This window comes from Paracoccus sp. MC1862, from assembly GCF_016617715.1.
GTDB lineage: Bacteria > Pseudomonadota > Alphaproteobacteria > Rhodobacterales > Rhodobacteraceae > Paracoccus.
Map to the genome: position 1 here is coordinate 81795 of NZ_CP067225.1, position 16053 is coordinate 97847.

Here is a 16053-nt window from a genome sequence, read left to right on the forward strand (position 1 = left end):
GGACTGTCCTCCGGGCGCTCGGAAGCCCGGGATATTTGAGAACCGTCCGAAGAGTCATGTGGCTTTCGGGCGGTTCGGTCCGTTGCGGGGCGCGGCGTTGAAGGTTACATGCCGCCCATGCTGGACAATCGCCCCCAACTGCCGCCCGAAATCGCCCGCCGCCGGACCTTCGCGATCATCGCGCATCCGGACGCCGGCAAGACCACGCTGACCGAGAAGTTCCTGCTGTTCGGGGGCGCGATCCAGATGGCGGGCCAGGTCCGCGCCAAGGGCGAGGCGCGGCGCACGCGGTCCGACTTCATGAAGATGGAGCAGGACCGGGGGATTTCCGTCAGCGCATCCGCCATGTCCTTCGACTTCGGGCCTTACCGCTTCAACCTCGTGGACACGCCCGGCCACTCGGACTTTTCCGAGGACACCTATCGCACCCTGACCGCAGTGGACGCCGCGATCATGGTGATCGACGGGGCCAAGGGCGTCGAAAGCCAGACCCGGAAGCTGTTCGAGGTCTGCCGGATGCGCGACCTGCCGATCCTGACCTTCTGCAACAAGATGGACCGGGAAAGCCGCGACACCTTCGAGATCATCGACGAGATCCAGGAAAACCTCGCCATCGACGTGGCCCCGGCAAACTGGCCCATCGGCTCGGGCCGCGATTTTCTGGGCACCTATGACCTGCTGCACGACCGGCTGGAGCTGATGGACCGCGCCGACCGCAACCGCGTGGCGGAATCGATCCGCCTCACTGGTCTCGACGACCCGAGGCTGGCCGAGCACATCCCCGCCGACCTGCTGGAAAAGCTGCGGGAAGAGGTCGAGATGGCGCGCGAACTGCTGCCTACCTTCGACCGCAAGCCCTTCCTCGAAGGCCATATGACCCCGATCTGGTTCGGCAGCGCCATCAACAGCTTCGGTGTCAAGGAACTGATGCTGGGCATCGGCGAGTTCGGGCCGCAGCCCCAGCCGCAGAACGCCGCCGAGCGCGAGATCGCGCCCGAGGAAGGCGATGTCACCGGCTTCGTCTTCAAGGTGCAGGCCAACATGGACCCCAAGCACCGGGACCGGGTGGCTTTCGTGCGCCTCGCCTCGGGGCATTTCGAGCGCGGGATGAAGCTGCTGCACGTCCGGTCGAAGAAGCCGATGGCGGTGTCGAACCCGGTCCTGTTCCTCGCCGCCGATCGGGAACTGGCCGAGGAGGCTTGGGCCGGCGACATCATCGGCATCCCCAACCACGGCCAGCTTCGCATCGGCGACGCGCTGACGGAAGGTGAGGCGCTGCGCTTCACCGGCATCCCGTCCTTCGCGCCGGAACTGCTGCAGACGGTGCGCGCGGGAGATCCGATGAAGGCCAAGCATCTGGAAAAGGCGCTGATGCAGTTCGCCGAGGAGGGTGCTGCCAAGGTCTTCAAGCCGATGATCGGCTCGGGCTTCATCGTGGGCGTGGTCGGCGCGCTGCAGTTCGACGTGCTGGCGAGCCGGATCGAGCAGGAATACAGCCTGCCGGTGCGGTTCGAGGCCTCGCAGTTCACCTCGGCCCGCTGGCTGTCCGGCCCGAAAGAGGCGGTCGAGAAGTTCGCGCAGACGAACAAGCAGCACATGGCGACGGACAACGACGGCGATGTGGTGTATCTGACCCGGCTGCAGTGGGACATCGACCGGGTCGTGCGGGATCATCCTGAATTGAAGCTGACGGCGACGAAGGAAATGATGGTGTAATGCAAGAGAGGTATCTGGGCGATAGTCACGATTTCGTCAAATACTCGCTTCTCAGATTTCTTGGTTCTCAAATGGGCTTGGGAATCGGGATCAATTGGTATCTCACTTGCCCGGATGCGCTCTCGATTGCCGCAGAGGCTGGGCATGGAGAGAAGCGCCAGCATCTCTCAGGGCAGGATTGGTCGTGGGACGACGACCTCAAAGCCCGGTTGGCGGTTTTTGGGGCATCCGAATGCCGAAGCTTCGAAACGCTAGCGGACAGTGGCGCACTTCCTACCGGAACGATGCTTTTCGACGATCCTGTTCCGTCGATTGAACTCAGACCTGAGTGGAACGCGCAGGCGCTCGAACGGCTGCGTGAGGCCAATCTGGTGTTTCTTGACCCGGATGTTGGATTGGAAGTCCAGTCCATGACCGCTGCAACGTCAAAAAGATATGCTTTCTTCCGCGAGGTTGCCGCTTATCGGAGTGCCGGGAAGATCGCGGTGACGATCCAGTTTGCTCGACAGTGTGATCCGATAAAACGGGCGCAGGCAGTGAGAGCACGGCTTGCCATGACATTCCCGGAGGACGAGTGCCTTCCCGTCCTCCGGGCGCGGACCAGCCCCAACGTGCTGTTCATTTTTTCCGCGCCAGTCTCACTACAAGATCAGCTAAGCCAAGCTGTTCATGCTTTCGCGGCCCAAGGTCCGGCGAAACTGGAAATCATCTCCTGACCCTCAACCCACCGTCAGGTCCATCGTCACTTCCGCATTCAGCACCTTGCTGACCGGGCAGCCTGACTTTGCCGCCTCGGCCGCCTGCCGGATCGCGGCCTCGTCGCCTTGGCCCGAAACATGGGCCGTCAAGTGCGCCTTGGTGATGGCGAAGCCGTCGCCCTGCTTCTCGATCGTCACGGCGGACGAGCTTTCGATCCGCGCGTCCTTCACCCCCGCATTTTCCAGTTGCCCCGACAGCGCCATGCTGAAGCAGGCGGCGTGGGCGGCGCCGATCAGTTCCTCGGGGTTGGTGCCGGGCTGGCCCTCGAAGCGGGTGTTGAAGCCATAGGCCAGACCCGACAGCGCGCCGGATTCGGTCGAGACCTCGCCCTTGCCGTCCTTGATGCCGCCTTGCCAGCGGGCCGAGCCGGTTTTGGTGATCGCCATGTCGCCTCTCCTGAGTTGGTTCGCCCCCCAACGCGGGGGACGTTGCCGAGGTTCAATCCGGGCGCTAGCAGGGACGCAAACGGGCAGGGGACGGGCGACAGGTGCCGATACACGAGCTTGCGGCACTCGGCGCGGCGGTCTGCTGGGCGCTGACCGGGCTTCTGGCCGCGCGGCCGGTGGCCGAGGTCGGGCCATTCGCCTTCAACCTCTACCGGCAGTGCTTTGTCACGTTGGTGCTGGCGGCGCTGGTGCTTGTCTCGGGCGCATGGCGGGGCACCGATCCCGCCTTGCTGCCGGTGCTGGCGCTGTCGGGATTCGTCGGCGTCTTCATGGGCGACACGGTGCTGTTCTTCGCCCTGCGCAGGCTGGGGCCGCGCCGCACGGGGGCGCTGTTTGCAATGAACGCGCCGATGGCGGCGCTGCTTGGCTGGCTGGTTCTTGGGGAAACGCTGGCGCCGCAGGGTGTGGCTGGGGTGGTGCTGTGCGCCACGGGCGTCGCGATCTGCGTGCTGGGGCGGGCGCCGACAAATCATCTGGAACGGGTGCATGGCCCGATCTGGCAGGGCGTGGCGCTGGGCCTGCTGGCGGCGCTGGGGCAGGCGTCGGGGTCGCTGATCGCGCGGCCGGCGATGGCGGCGGGGCTTGATCCGATGGTGGCCTCGCTGGTGCGGGTGATGGTGGGTGCGTTGTGCTTGGGAACGCTGTCGCGGCTGCCGCTGGGTGCGGCGCGGCCTCTGGGGCGGCTGTCGGGCAGGGGTGCGGCGCAGATCGTGGCCTCGGGGCTGCTGGCGATGGTGGTGGGCATGACGCTGCTGCTGTTCGCGCTGCAAGGGGGCAAGGTGGGGATCGTGTCCACCCTGTCGGCGCTGTCGCCGGTGCTGATCCTGCCGGTGCTGTGGATCGTCACCGGCGAGCGCCCGCCTGCCGCCAGTTGGGCCGGGGCGCTGGTCGCTGTCACGGGGATGGCGCTGATCTTCCTGCGCTGAGGTTCAGCCCTGTCCGCCCGTGAGCCGCCGCCATTCCGCAATGGCGAAGCGGTCGGTCATCCCGGCGATGTAGTCCAGCACCACGCGGGCGCAGGCGGTGCGGTCGCCCGCGCCCAGCGCCTCGGCCTGCCAGTCCCCGGGCATCAGGCGGGGGTCGTCCAGCATCATCGGGAAGATCGCGTTCAGGATGACGGTGACCCGGGCGCGTTCCTCCATCACCGAGGGCGCGCGATACATCCGCTGGAACAGGAACTGCTTGATCGCCTTGAGGCTCTGATACAGCGGCTTGGAAAAGCGGATGATCGGACCGTCCATGGCGCGGATCGCCTCGGCGCTTTGCGGCTGGGCGGCCTCGATCCGGCCCTGGGCCACGGCGATCACGTCCTCAACCATGACGCCGAAGACGCGGCGCAGGGCCTCGTGCCGGCGGCGCATCGTTTCAAGGCCGGGATGGCGGCGGTCCACCTCGGCGAAGGCGGGACCGATCAGCGGCAGTTCCATCAGGTCGGCCTCGGTGAATAGGCCCGAGCGTAGCCCGTCATGCAGGTCGTGGTGGTTGTAGGCCACGTCATCGGCCACGGCCGCAACCTGCGCCTCGGCGCTGGCAAAGGTGGACAGGCGCAGGTCCCAGGCCGCGTTCACCTCGGCCAGCGCCCAGGGGTAGGGGGCGGCCACGGGACCGTTGTGCTTGGCGATGCCCTCCAGCGTCTCCCATGTCAGGTTCAGCCCGTCGAAGCCCGCGTAATGGCGTTCGAGCCGCGTCACGATCCGCAGCGCCTGCGCGTTGTGGTCGAAGCCGCCATAGGGGGCCATCAGGGCGGCCAGCGCATCCTCTCCGGTATGGCCGAAGGGAGGGTGCCCCAGGTCATGGGCCAGCGCCACCGCCTCGGCGAGGTCGGTGTTCAGGCCCAGCGCGGCGGCGATGGTGCGGGCGACCTGCGCCACCTCGATCGTGTGGGTCAGGCGGGTGCGGTAATAATCGCCGCGGTATTCGTCGCCGTCATGTTCCACGAAAACCTGGGTCTTGTGCTTGAGCCGCCGGAAGGCCGAGGAATGGATGATGCGGTCGCGGTCGCGCTGCCACGGGCTGCGGAAGGTGGACAGTTCCTCGGGGTAAAGACGGCCGCGGCTTTCTTCCGGCTGGCAGGCATAGGGTGCAGGCAGGACGGCGACCATCGGGCTTCCTTGCAGCAAGGCACCCGCGACCCTATAGTCTGTAAAACCTCAACGAAACGGGAACGCCCCATGAACCTGCCACCGATGGTCACGCCCCGCGCCTTCGCGCGGCTGGCAGAGATCAACGCAGGCGGACCGGGGCCGGCGCTGCGGGTCGCCGTCCTGGGCGGCGGCTGCTCTGGCTTTCAGTACGACATCCGCATGGATGAACCGGCCTCGGACGATCTTGTCCTTGAAGCCGAGGGCCAGCGCGTGGTCGTCGATCCGGTCTCGCTGCCCTTCCTTGCCGGCGCCCGGATCGACTGGTCGGACGAGCTGATCGGCGCACACTTCACGATCGATAACCCGAACGCCAGTTCCTCCTGCGGCTGCGGCACGTCCTTTTCGATCTGACGCCCCATGTTCTTTGAAATCCTGCTGATCGTCGCCCTCACCATCGTGAACGGCCTGTTGTCGATGTCCGAACTGGCGGTGGTGTCCTCGCGTCCCGCCCGGCTGACCAGCATGGCCGAAAAGGGCGACAGCGGCGCGCAGGCGGCGCTGGACCTGCTGGAACAGCCGGGCAAGTTCCTGTCGGCCGTGCAGATCGGGATCACTCTTGTCGGCGTCCTGCTGGGCGCCGTGTCCGGGGCCACGCTGGGCGCCCGCGCAGGCGCGGCGCTGGTGTCGGCGGGCGTGCCCTACGGCGTTGCGCAATCGCTGGGCGTGTTTTTGGTCGTCGCCGCCATCACCGCGCTGTCGGTGATCATCGGCGAGCTTGTGCCCAAGCAGATCGCCATGGCGAACCCCGAACGCATCGCCGCCCGCGTTGCCCCGGCCATGCGGATGGTGGCAAAGATCGGGACGCCGCTGGTCTGGTTTCTGGATGCGGCGGCGCGGCTCGTGCTGCGGCTGATCGGCATTGGCGGCAGTTCGGACCGGGCGATCACCGACGAGGAAGTCCGCATGACCATCGCCGAAGCGACGCAGGCGGGCGTCCTGATGGAAGGCGAACGCGGCATGATCGCAGGCGTCATGCGCGTCGCCGATCGATCCGCCGCCGCCATGATGACGCCCCGCCGGGATGTCGAAATGATCGATGTGAACGACCCGCCCGAGGTTGTGATGGAAAAGGCCCGCGCCGCCCGCTTCTCGCGCCTGCCGATAACCGAAGGCTCGGACGACGAGATTCTGGGCGTCGTGGCGCTGCGCGACCTGCTCGGGGTCGAAAGCCCCGACCTGCGGGCGCTGATGCGCGAGGCGCCGACGGTTCTGGACGCCGCCGACGCCCTGTCGGTGATCGAGGTGATGCGCGTCACCCCTTCGCGCATGGTGCTGGTTTATGACGAATACGGGCATTTCCAGGGCATCATCACCGCCATGGACCTGCTGGAGGCGATCACCGGCGACTTCGCCGCCGCCGAGGGCGACGAGCCCGACATGGTGCGCCGCGCGGACGGGTCCTGGCTGGTGTCGGGCGGCGAAAGCGCCGACGAATTCGCGGGCGAGACGGGCTTTCCCGCGCCCGACGGCGATTTCAACACCGTGGCGGGCATGGTGCTGGCGCTCATCAACCGCATCCCCCGCACCGGCGAGGTGTTCCAGCACGAGGGCTGGACCTTCGAGGTCGCGGACATGGACGCCATGCGGATCGACAAGCTGATCGTCACGCCCCCGGTCGCGGTCGAGTAGCCGCGAGGCCGCCTGTCAGGCGCGGCTTTCACTGTCCTCGGCCTCTCCTCCGCCCTCGCCGCCTTTCGTCACCACGCTGAGCCGTCCGTCGCCCTCGACATGGGCGCTGATGACCTGCGAGATGTCGCCCACGCCGTTCAGGCGCAGGTGGCCCATCAGTTCTTCGGGCGTGATCAGTTCCTTGCGCAGGTTGCGCGGGATCGTCTTGCCGTCCCTGATGATCTGCAGGGGCGAATGTTCCGCGACCCGCTCGAACCAGGGGAAGTGAAAGGACAGCCGGTTCGTCAGGTAGTTCAGCGCGATCAGCGTGAAGATCATCACCGAGCCGTCCGCCAGCGAGGTGTAGTCCCCCAGCGAATGGGCCGCGGCCTCGGTGACCAGCAGCAGGAACACGAGATCCATGGGCGCAAGCTCGCCCCCCGTGCGGCGGGGCAGCAGCCGGAACAGGGTCATGAACAGGATGAACAGGAAAGCACCCCGCGCGATCAGTTCAAGGATGGGGGTTTCAAGCTGGAACATGGCCTTGATCCTCTGCTAGTTCAGCATGTTCAATCCTCGCCGGCGCGGCCGGTTCCTGCGCCTCGCCTTGCCCCGGCTGCGGTCCCGCCCTAGGGTCGCGCCCATGAAGATCGCCAGTTTCAACGTCAACGGGATCAAGGCGCGGTTGCACCAGCTTGTGGCCTGGCTGCCCGAGGCGCAGCCCGATGTCGTGGTGCTGCAGGAAATCAAGTCGGTGGACGAGGGCTTCCCGGCCGAGATCATCGAGGACCTGGGCTGGCGCGTCTGGACCCACGGCCAGAAAAGCTGGAATGGCGTTGCCGTCCTGTCGCGCCTGCCCGTCGAAGAGGTCCGGCGCGGCCTGCCCGGCGACGAGACGGACGAACAGGCCCGCTGGATCGAGGCCGTGGTGATGGGCGATCATCACGCCGTCACCGTGGCGGGGCTGTATCTGCCGAATGGCAACCCCGTGCCGGGGCCGAAATACGACTACAAGCTGGCATGGATGGAACGGCTGCGCCTGCGCGCGGCCGAGCTGCTGGCGGGTGAAACCCCGGTGGTGATGCTGGGCGACTACAACGTCATCCCGGAACCCCGCGACGCCGCCAGGCCCGAGGCTTGGGTGGACGACGCGCTGTTCCTGCCCGAAACCCGCGCGGCCTACCGCCGGATCGTCAACCAGGGCTGGACCGACGCGATCCGCATCACGGACCCCCATGCCACCCGCGGCCCCTTTACCTTCTGGGATTACCAGCGCCAGTCTTGGGAACGCGACAACGGCATCCGCATCGACCACCTGCTGCTGTCGCCGCAGGCGGCCGACCTAATGCGGGGGGCAGGCATCGATCGCGACCAGCGCGCGGGCGACAAGCCCAGCGACCACGTTCCCGTCTGGGTCGAGCTTTCCGCCTGAAGCCGCCGCGTTCTCTCTTGCCCGCGGAACCGGGCCGGGCTTAGGGTGCCGGGCCATGGACCAGCCCAGCGACACGACCATCACCGAAATCACCCCCTCTGCGCGGGTCGAGACCGCCCTGCACGGCTGGCGCGCCAAGTGCCTGCAACGGCTGATCCGCATGGACCTGCCGGTGCCGCGCAGCTTCGCCATTCCCGTCGCCGCCGTCCGCGCCATCGCCGCGGGCCGTCCGCTGCCCGGCGCCGATCTCGGGCGGCTGATCGGTTGCACCGGGGGGTTGCTGGGGGTGCGGCCCTCGGCGCTGGACCCGGAATGGGGCGGGCCACGATCGGTCCTGAACGTCGGCATGAACGCTGCCCGCCATGCCGAGCTGACCCGGAGGCTTGGTGTCGAGGCGGCGGACGCGCTGTATCGCGGCTTCGTGCAGGCCTATGCGATCCATGTCGCCCGGCTCGACCCCGACATGTTCAGCGATTCGACCGCGACCCTGGCCGAGGCGCTGGACAACTACCAGGACGAGACCGACGAGGAGTTCCCGCAGGACCCCGAGCGGCAACTGGTCGAGGTGCTGCGGTCCATGGCGCGCGCATGGGAAGGCCCGACAGCGCGGCTGCTGCGGCAGGCCAAGGGCGCCCCTGCGGATGCGCCACTGGGCCTGGTCGTGCAGGACATGGCGCTGGCCATGGGGCCGGGCGTCACCGGCTCGGGCACCATCCAGTTCATCGACAGCGTGACCGGCACGCCGCGGATCACCGGGCGCTTCCGCGGCCAGACGCAGGGCCGGGCGCAACGCCACGACGCCGAGTCGATCTACCTGACCCGCGACCCGCGCGGCCCCTCGCTGGAGGAGGCCGCGCCCGAGGTCTTCGCCGACCTCGTCCGCTTCGGCGTCGCCGCCCGTGAGCGGCTGCGCGAAGAAATGCAGATCGAGTTCGTCGTGGCCGACAGCCGCTTGTCGCTGATCGACGCGGTGCGGGTGCAGCGGTCCTCGCGCGCGGCGGTGCGGATCGCGGTGGGGCTTGCCCTTGACGGCATCATCCCGCCGGAACAGGCGTTGATGCGGGTTCAGCCCCGGGCGCTGACCGACCTGCTGCACCACCAGGTCGATCCCCGCGCGCCCCGCGACGTCATCACCGGCGGCATGGCCGCCAGCCCCGGCGCCGCGACCGGCCGCATCGTCTTTTCCGCCGCCGCCGCCCAGGCCGCAGCGGCGCGGGGTGAATCCTGCGTGCTGGTCCGCCGCGAGACGCTGCCCGAGGATATCCGGGGGATGCACGCCTCGGTCGCGGTGCTCACGGAACGCGGCGGCATGTCCAGCCACGCCGCTGTCATCGCGCGGGGGCTGGGGCTGCCCTGCATCGTCGGCGCATCCGGCATCCATATCGACGTGCGCGGGCGGGTGATGCGCGTGGGCGAGCGCAGCTTCCGCGAAGGCGAGCAGATCACGGTGGACGGCACCTCGGGCGAGATCCTCGGAGGCGCCGCCGCCATGCTGGAACCGGCGCTGGACGACAGCTTCAACCAGTTGCTGGAATGGGCCGACGCCGCCCGCACGATGGGCGTGCGTGCCAATGCCGACACGCCGCAGGACGCCACCTGCGCGCGCCGCTTCGGCGCCCAGGGCATCGGCCTTTGCCGCACCGAACACATGTTCTTCGACGACGCCCGCCTGCCCGCCATGCGCGAGATGATCTTCGCCGACCGGGCCGAGGACCGCCGCCTCGCGCTTGACCGCCTGCTGCCGATGCAGCGGGGCGATTTCACCACCCTGTTCCGCATCATGGACGGCTATCCCGTCACCATCCGCCTGTTCGACCCGCCCCTGCACGAGTTCCTGCCCCATGACCGGGAGGGGATGCGGGAACTGGCCGAATCGCTGGACCTGCCGCTGTCGGACGTGGTCCGCCGGGTCGAGGCGCTGACCGAATACAACCCCATGCTGGGGATGCGCGGGGTGCGGCTGGGCATCACCGTCCCCGAGATCTACGAGATGCAGGCCCGGGCCATCTTCGAGGCCGCGGTCGAGGTCGGCCGCGACGGCCACAGCGTCGTGCCCGAGATCATGATCCCGCTGGTCAGTGCCATGCGCGAGGTCGAGATGGTCCGCCACCGGATCGAGGGCATCGCCGCCGCCGTCCGCGCCGAAAGCCGCGCCGAGTTCACCTATCGCCTTGGCGTCATGGTGGAAACGCCGCGCGCCGCCCTGCGGGCGGGCGACATAGCCGAACATTGCGCCTTTCTGTCCTTCGGCACGAACGACCTGACCCAGATGACCTATGGCCTGTCGCGCGACGACGCCGCCCGCTTCATGGGCAGCTATGTCGCGCAAGGGGTCTATGCCGAGGACCCCTTTCATATCCTCGACCAGGACGGCGTGGGCGAACTTGTCCTGATCGGCGCCCAGCGGGCGCGGGCGCACAAGGCGGGCATCACCGTCGCCATGTGCGGCGAGCACGCCGGAAATCCCGAATCCATCGCCTTCTGCCAGCGCGCGGGGCTGGATTACGTCAGTTGCTCGCCCTTCCGGGTGCCGGTCGCGCGGCTGGCCGCAGCGCAAGAGGCCGTTCTCTGCCGGTTGGCCGAAACAGCGCGGGATGATTCGGACCTGGAACTGATCGCCGGTTCCGTCGAAGGTCGGACAAGGTTCCGCTGAACGCCGATTTTCGCCGAAGCGCGCCAACTCGCTCGGCGGGTTCTTGCCCGAATTGTCTGTTCTGGCTGCGGTTCCCGTCCTCACGGTTTGTTTGACTGGCGCAGTCTGTCGCAAGCCGCGCATGTCCCCTTCCAGCAACCGCGACGGCGGGCCCAGGCCCCTCGCGGCATGGAAACGACAGGACGACCTTGATGAGCAAGCTGTTAAAAAGGCTGGCGCAAGTTGCAGTGTGTTTTGCGCTCGCCCTGCCGACCCTTTCTGACGGGGCCTTTGCCCAGAATGCGCGCAGCGCAGCCGGCGGACCCGAGCGGGTGATCCAGGCCAAGGCGGGCGGTGCCTCGAACGCCTCGCTGCAATGCCTGACCGAGGCGCTTTACCACGAGGCACGGGGCGAGTCGGTGAAGGGACAGCGGGCGGTGGCCGAGGTCATCCTGAACCGTGTCGATCACCCGGCCTTCCCCGGCTCGGTCTGCGGGGTCATCAACCAGCCCAAGCAGTTCAGCTACAAGGGCAAGGTCGGCCGGATGCGCGACCGCGCGGCAGCCCAGCGCGCCCAGAAGATCGCGACCGAGGCCTTGGCCGGCGCGCCGCGCAGCCTGACCGGGGGTGCCACCTATTTCCACACCACCTATGTCAAGCCGTCCTGGGCCAAGCGCTTCACCCGGACGACCAGGATCGGCGCCCATATCTTCTATCGCCGCGCCGACGGGCAGCGGGTCGCCTCGAACTGACGAGCTTTTCGCTGCGGATGGCTGGCCTCGCCCTTGCGGCGGGGCCTTGTTCGTTCCAACAGGGGCCATGAGCATCCCCGACCGCATCCACCTGCGCGACCACGTCGTTGCCGCCGAGATCGGCGCCTTCCAGAGCGAACGCGGCCAGACCCAGCGCCTGCGCTTCGGCATCGAGGTCGCCCTGGCGCAGCCGGTAACGGGCGCGGGGGATCAGGTGGACGCGATCCTCAGCTATGACGTGCTGGTGGCGGCAGTGGCCGATGGGCTGGCCGACCGCCGCTATGACCTGCTGGAAACCCTGGCCGAACGCATCGCCGCGCAGGTGCTGACGCACCCCCGGGCTGCCGAGGTGACGGTCAGGGTCGAAAAGCTGGACCGCGTGCCCGGCGCGCTGGGCGTGACGCTGAGCCGGCGCAAGGGGCAGGTCGAGGTGCGGACCGAGGCCGCGCGCCCGGCCCTGCTGTTCATGGGCCGCCCCGTCGCGCTGGCCGCAGGCCCCTTGGTGGTCGTGCCCGCCGCCCCTCGCCTGCCGCTGCCGCAGGGTGGCGACTCCCGGCGCATCGCCCTGCTGGCGCTGGATCAGGCCGCATGGGCGCTGGCCGGGGAATTGGGGATCAACGTCGCCGACAGCCGGACCGAGATCGACTGGGCGGCGGCGAACGGGATTGCGGTGGTCTGGGCGCCGACGCGGATGGCCGCCGATGAAGCGGTCAGTGCCGAGCCCGAAGCGCTGACCCTGTGGCTCGCCGCCCGGCTGCAGGCGGTGCGCATCGACTGGGCGCTGCCCGAGGGCGCGGCACTGCCGGCCGCTGCGGCGGGCTTCCCCATCCCCTCGACCCGGCTAGGCAGCTGAGCCTTGCAGGACGCCTGCACCCGCGGCATCTAGCAGAGAGGAGCCCCCGTCAGACCATGGCTGCGACCGAATATTTCCGTCCCATCCCCGATCTCGGACCCGGCCGCTGGCGGCTCGCGGGGGGATGGGTGCATTTCTCGTCCTTTGAGCTTCTGACCCGCGGCGGCGTGCCCCGGATCGTCACGCAAGCACCGCCCGAGGTCATCGCGGCCTTGACCGCCCCGCGCCCGCCCGTGCTGGGCCTTGCGATGGACGCGCCGCGCATCATGGGCATCGTCAACGTGACCCCCGACAGCTTTTCGGACGGCGGTCGCTGGAATGCGGATGGCGGCATCGCCCATGGTCGCGGACTGGCGGCCGAGGGGGCGCATATCCTCGACATCGGCGGCGAATCGACCCGGCCCGGATCACAGGCGGTGTCTGTGTCCGACGAGATCGCCCGCATCCACCCTGCGGTCCGGGCGCTATCGGGCGAGGTTCCGGTTTCGTTGGACACCCGCAAGGCCGCAGTGGCGCGCGAGGGCGTCGGGGCGGGCGCGGGGGTGGTGAACGACGTCTCGGGTCTTGACTTCGACCCCGGCATGGCAGCGGTCGTGGCGGAAACCGGCGCGGCTCTCTGCCTGATGCACGCGCAGGGCGTTCCCGAGACGATGCAGGACGATCCGCGCTATGACGACGTGCTGCTGGATGTCCATGACGCGCTGGCGCTGCGGATCGCGCGGGCCGAGGCGGCGGGCATTCCGCGCGACCGGATCGTGATCGACCCCGGCATCGGCTTCGGCAAGACGCAGGAACATAACCTTGCCATCCTGCGCCGGATATCGCTTTACCATGGGCTCGGGGTGCCGGTGCTGCTGGGGGCCTCGCGCAAGCGGTTCGTCGGCGCGCTCGGCGGTGCCGGAGAGGCTGCGGCCCGCGACCCCGGATCCCTTGCCGTGACGCTGGCGGCGGTGCAGCAGGGCATCCAGATCCACCGGGTCCATGACGTGGCCGGGACCAGACAAGGGCTTGCCCTGTGGCAGGCGATAACGAGGGCAGAGGCATGAGCAGAAAGCTTTTCGGCACCGACGGGGTGCGCGGGCGCGCGAACAGCCATCCGATGACCGCCGAGATGGCGTTGCGCCTCGGCGCGGCGGCGGGGCGCTACTTCCGCAGCGAGAACGGCAGCAACGGGCACCGGGTCGTGATCGGCAAGGATACCCGGCTGTCGGGCTACATGCTGGAAAACGCGCTGACGGCGGGTCTGACCAGCACGGGCATGAACGTGCTGCTGCTGGGGCCGGTGCCGACGCCCGCGGTGGGCTATCTCACGCGGTCGATGCGGGCCGATCTGGGCATCATGATCTCGGCCAGCCACAATCCGGCCGATGACAACGGCATCAAGTTCTTCGGCCCCGACGGCTTCAAGCTGTCCGACGAGGCCGAGCTTGAGATCGAGGCGATCCTCGCCGCTGAGATCCCGCTGGCCGCGCCCGCCAAGATCGGGCGGGCCAGGCGGATTGACGACGGTCGCGGGCGCTATGTCGAATACGCCAAGACCACCTTCCCGCAGGGCCAGCGGCTGGACGGGCTGAAGGTGGTGATCGACTGCGCGAACGGCGCGGCCTATCGCGCTGCCCCAGAGGTGCTGTGGGAACTTGGCGCCGAGGTGATTCCGCTGGGGGTGGACCCGGACGGCTTCAACATCAACGATGGCGTGGGCTCCACCCACCCGCAGGCCGCGGCGGCGGCGGTGCTGGAGCATGGCGGGCATCTGGGCATCAGCCTCGACGGTGACGCGGACCGGGTGATGATCATCGACGAAACCGGCGCGGTGGCCGACGGCGACCAGATCATGGCGCTGCTGGCCAGCCGCTGGGCTGACGCGGGCAGGCTGCGCGGGGGGGCGCTGGTCGCCACGGTAATGTCGAACCTCGGGTTGGAGCGTTTTCTGACGGGCCGCGGGTTGCGGCTGGAGCGCACGGCTGTCGGCGACCGCTATGTGGTGGAACGGATGCGCGGCGCGGGCTTCAACCTCGGCGGCGAGCAGTCGGGCCATATCGTGATGACCGACTATGCCACGACCGGGGACGGCCTGATCGCCGGGCTGCAGTTCCTCGCGGCGCTGTCCGACAGCGGCAGGCCGGCCAGCGATCTGGTGCGCCAGTTCGACCCCGTGCCGCAGATGCTGAAGAACGTGCGCTACAAGGCCGGGGCCGATCCCCTGTCGGCCGAGGCGGTCCGCGCCGAGATCGCCAGCGCCGAGGCGCGGCTGGCGCAGTCGGGCCGCGTCCTGATCCGCAAGTCCGGCACCGAGCCCCTCATCCGCGTCATGGCCGAGGCCGAGGACGAGGCCGTGCTGCGCGAGGTCGTGGAGGGCATCGTCGCGGCAGTCGAGAAGGCGGCGGCCTGAGCGGAGACGCCGGACCGGGGCGCTGCCCGGTCCGGCCTGCCGGCCCCTTTTCGCCGGAAAACGGGCCACTGGACTCATCCGGCGGAAAAGCGGCCATGACGGCGGTTTTCTGATCCATCCCCTGTTCGGGCGGCTCGATGCCCGGGATGCCGGGCAAAGAAGAAGCCCGCCGGTCAGCCTGTCGCGGTAGGGTCGTGGTCATAGACCCAAGCGAAGCGCTCGAACACCGCTCTTGGCGCGAGGCGATTGGCGAGCCGCAGCGCCGTGTGACCCGCAAGGCGCTTTGGCCCGGACAGGTGATAGTTCCGGGCATTCGCCGTGGCCGCCGCGACGATCCGGGCGCAGCGGTCGCGCCGCCGCGCCTGATAGCGGGCCAAGGCGCGAGGCTGGTCGGGATCGGCGTCGAGGCAAGCGGCCAGCACCCAGGCATCCTCGATCGCCATGCAGGCCCCTTGGGCGAGAAAGGGCAGGGTGGGATGCGCCGCGTCCCCCAGGATCGCGCGGCTGTCGTCGTGCCAGCGGGGCGCGACCTCGTGCCGGAACAGTCCCCAGAGGCCGGTTTCCGTGACCTGCGCCAGCCAGCCCGGAACCGGGCCGCCGAAGCCCGCATAGGCAAGGCGCAGGTTCCGGGGATCATCCGTCTGCGACCAGCCTTCGCCGGTCCAGTCGGGGCGCTCGATCACGGCCACGATGTTGCGCAGGCCGAAGCCCAGCGGATAACTGACCAGATGCCGTCCCGACCCCATGAAGACCTGCGACACCGGGCGGGCGTCATCTTCCGCGGGGATGATCGCCCGCCAAGCGGTCTGGCCGGTGAAAAAGGGCGTCTCGGACCCGTTCAGCGCCACCCGGACGCGGCTGTGCAAGCCGTCCGCGCCGATCACGAGGGGCGCCTCGGGCAATGTCTCGACGGGCGAGCCGAGACGGATCTCGACGCCCGCCGTGCGAGCCGCGTCCTCAAGGACCTGCAGCAGACGGGCGCGGTGGACGGTGCGGAAGCTCGTCTGCGGACGGAGGCGGATAAAGTCCATGGCAAGGACCAGAGCGCCAGTATCGTCGCGCAACTCGACCCCGTGAGAGGGGGCCGAGGCAGCGTGAAAAGCCTTTCTCAGCCCCAGCGCGTCCAGCACGCGGCCGGCATTGGGGCTGACCTGGATGCCCGCGCCGACCTCGCGATAAGCCCCGGCGCGTTCATGGACGGTGACGCGGGCACCTCTCTGCGCCAAGGCCAGCGCGGCGGTCAGCCCGCCGATGCCACCGCCGATGATGATGGCCGCACGTCCTTGCAGCGCCCCGATGCCTGCCATTTTCCCGCCCTT

At 68.6% G+C, this 16053-nt stretch carries 15 protein-coding genes; 11 read left to right on the forward strand and 4 right to left on the reverse strand.

Going from position 1 to position 16053, the window contains the following annotated elements; genetic code table 11:
- Positions 1–117 precede the first annotated feature (117 nt).
- Entirely contained in the window at positions 118–1716 is a 1599-nt protein-coding gene (locus JGR78_RS00405) for a peptide chain release factor 3 (RefSeq protein WP_182792201.1), read from the forward strand.
- Complete coding sequence (locus JGR78_RS00410; RefSeq protein WP_182792200.1) at positions 1716–2432, forward strand: hypothetical protein; 717 nt, start codon at positions 1716–1718, stop codon at positions 2430–2432. Before JGR78_RS00405 ends, JGR78_RS00410 begins: the two co-directional genes overlap by 1 nt.
- Before the next feature lie 3 nt (positions 2433–2435).
- Here JGR78_RS00410 and JGR78_RS00415 read toward each other — a convergent pair whose 3' ends face one another.
- On the reverse strand, positions 2436–2855 hold the full coding sequence (locus JGR78_RS00415; protein ID WP_305798480.1) for an OsmC family peroxiredoxin: 420 nt from the start codon (positions 2853–2855) through the stop codon (positions 2436–2438).
- A 107-nt stretch (positions 2856–2962) separates the two neighbouring features.
- Here JGR78_RS00415 and JGR78_RS00420 point away from each other — a divergent pair, with 107 nt between their 5' ends.
- The gene (locus JGR78_RS00420) at positions 2963–3847 is read left to right on the forward strand and encodes a DMT family transporter (protein WP_182804435.1); all 885 of its coding nucleotides are present in this window, start codon (positions 2963–2965) and stop codon (positions 3845–3847) included.
- A gap of 3 nt (positions 3848–3850) precedes the next feature.
- On the opposite strand, the gene JGR78_RS00425 is transcribed toward JGR78_RS00420, so the two are convergent.
- Positions 3851–5011, reverse strand: a complete 1161-nt coding sequence (locus JGR78_RS00425; RefSeq protein ID WP_182792291.1) for a deoxyguanosinetriphosphate triphosphohydrolase — start codon at positions 5009–5011, stop codon at positions 3851–3853.
- An 81-nt stretch (positions 5012–5092) separates the two neighbouring features.
- Here JGR78_RS00425 and JGR78_RS00430 point away from each other — a divergent pair, with 81 nt between their 5' ends.
- Positions 5093–5416 carry an iron-sulfur cluster assembly accessory protein gene (locus tag JGR78_RS00430; RefSeq protein WP_182804433.1) on the forward strand — a complete coding sequence of 108 codons (324 nt, stop codon included), beginning with the start codon at positions 5093–5095 and terminating at the stop codon, positions 5414–5416.
- A gap of 6 nt (positions 5417–5422) precedes the next feature.
- The gene (locus JGR78_RS00435) at positions 5423–6694 is read left to right on the forward strand and encodes a hemolysin family protein (RefSeq protein WP_182792196.1); all 1272 of its coding nucleotides are present in this window, start codon (positions 5423–5425) and stop codon (positions 6692–6694) included.
- A 15-nt stretch (positions 6695–6709) separates the two neighbouring features.
- On the opposite strand, the gene JGR78_RS00440 is transcribed toward JGR78_RS00435, so the two are convergent.
- The gene (locus JGR78_RS00440) at positions 6710–7213 is read right to left on the reverse strand and encodes a DUF421 domain-containing protein (RefSeq protein ID WP_182792195.1); all 504 of its coding nucleotides are present in this window, start codon (positions 7211–7213) and stop codon (positions 6710–6712) included.
- 103 nt (positions 7214–7316) lie between these two features.
- Here JGR78_RS00440 and xth point away from each other — a divergent pair, with 103 nt between their 5' ends.
- The 6 genes from xth (at position 7317) to glmM (ending at position 14734) form a co-directional block, all read left to right on the forward strand.
- Positions 7317–8105: an exodeoxyribonuclease III gene (gene xth, locus JGR78_RS00445; RefSeq protein ID WP_182792194.1), complete on the forward strand. Its 789-nt coding sequence runs from the start codon at positions 7317–7319 to the stop codon at positions 8103–8105.
- Positions 8106–8160: 55 nt separating this feature from the next.
- Positions 8161–10758, forward strand: a complete 2598-nt coding sequence (locus tag JGR78_RS00450) for a putative PEP-binding protein (RefSeq protein ID WP_182804431.1) — start codon at positions 8161–8163, stop codon at positions 10756–10758.
- Positions 10759–10949: 191 nt separating this feature from the next.
- A complete protein-coding gene (locus JGR78_RS00455) occupies positions 10950–11489 on the forward strand; it encodes a cell wall hydrolase (RefSeq protein ID WP_182804429.1) in 540 nt (179 codons plus the stop codon).
- A gap of 67 nt (positions 11490–11556) precedes the next feature.
- Positions 11557–12342, forward strand: a complete 786-nt coding sequence (locus tag JGR78_RS00460; RefSeq protein ID WP_182792191.1) for a dihydroneopterin aldolase — start codon at positions 11557–11559, stop codon at positions 12340–12342.
- A gap of 56 nt (positions 12343–12398) precedes the next feature.
- Entirely contained in the window at positions 12399–13388 is a 990-nt protein-coding gene (gene folP / locus JGR78_RS00465; protein WP_182792190.1) for a dihydropteroate synthase, read from the forward strand.
- A complete protein-coding gene (glmM, locus tag JGR78_RS00470; protein WP_182792189.1) occupies positions 13385–14734 on the forward strand; it encodes a phosphoglucosamine mutase in 1350 nt (449 codons plus the stop codon). Before folP ends, glmM begins: the two co-directional genes overlap by 4 nt.
- Before the next feature lie 173 nt (positions 14735–14907).
- Here glmM and JGR78_RS00475 read toward each other — a convergent pair whose 3' ends face one another.
- Entirely contained in the window at positions 14908–16041 is a 1134-nt protein-coding gene (locus JGR78_RS00475) for an FAD-dependent monooxygenase (protein WP_182792188.1), read from the reverse strand.
- Between the last annotated feature and the right edge of the window lie 12 nt (positions 16042–16053).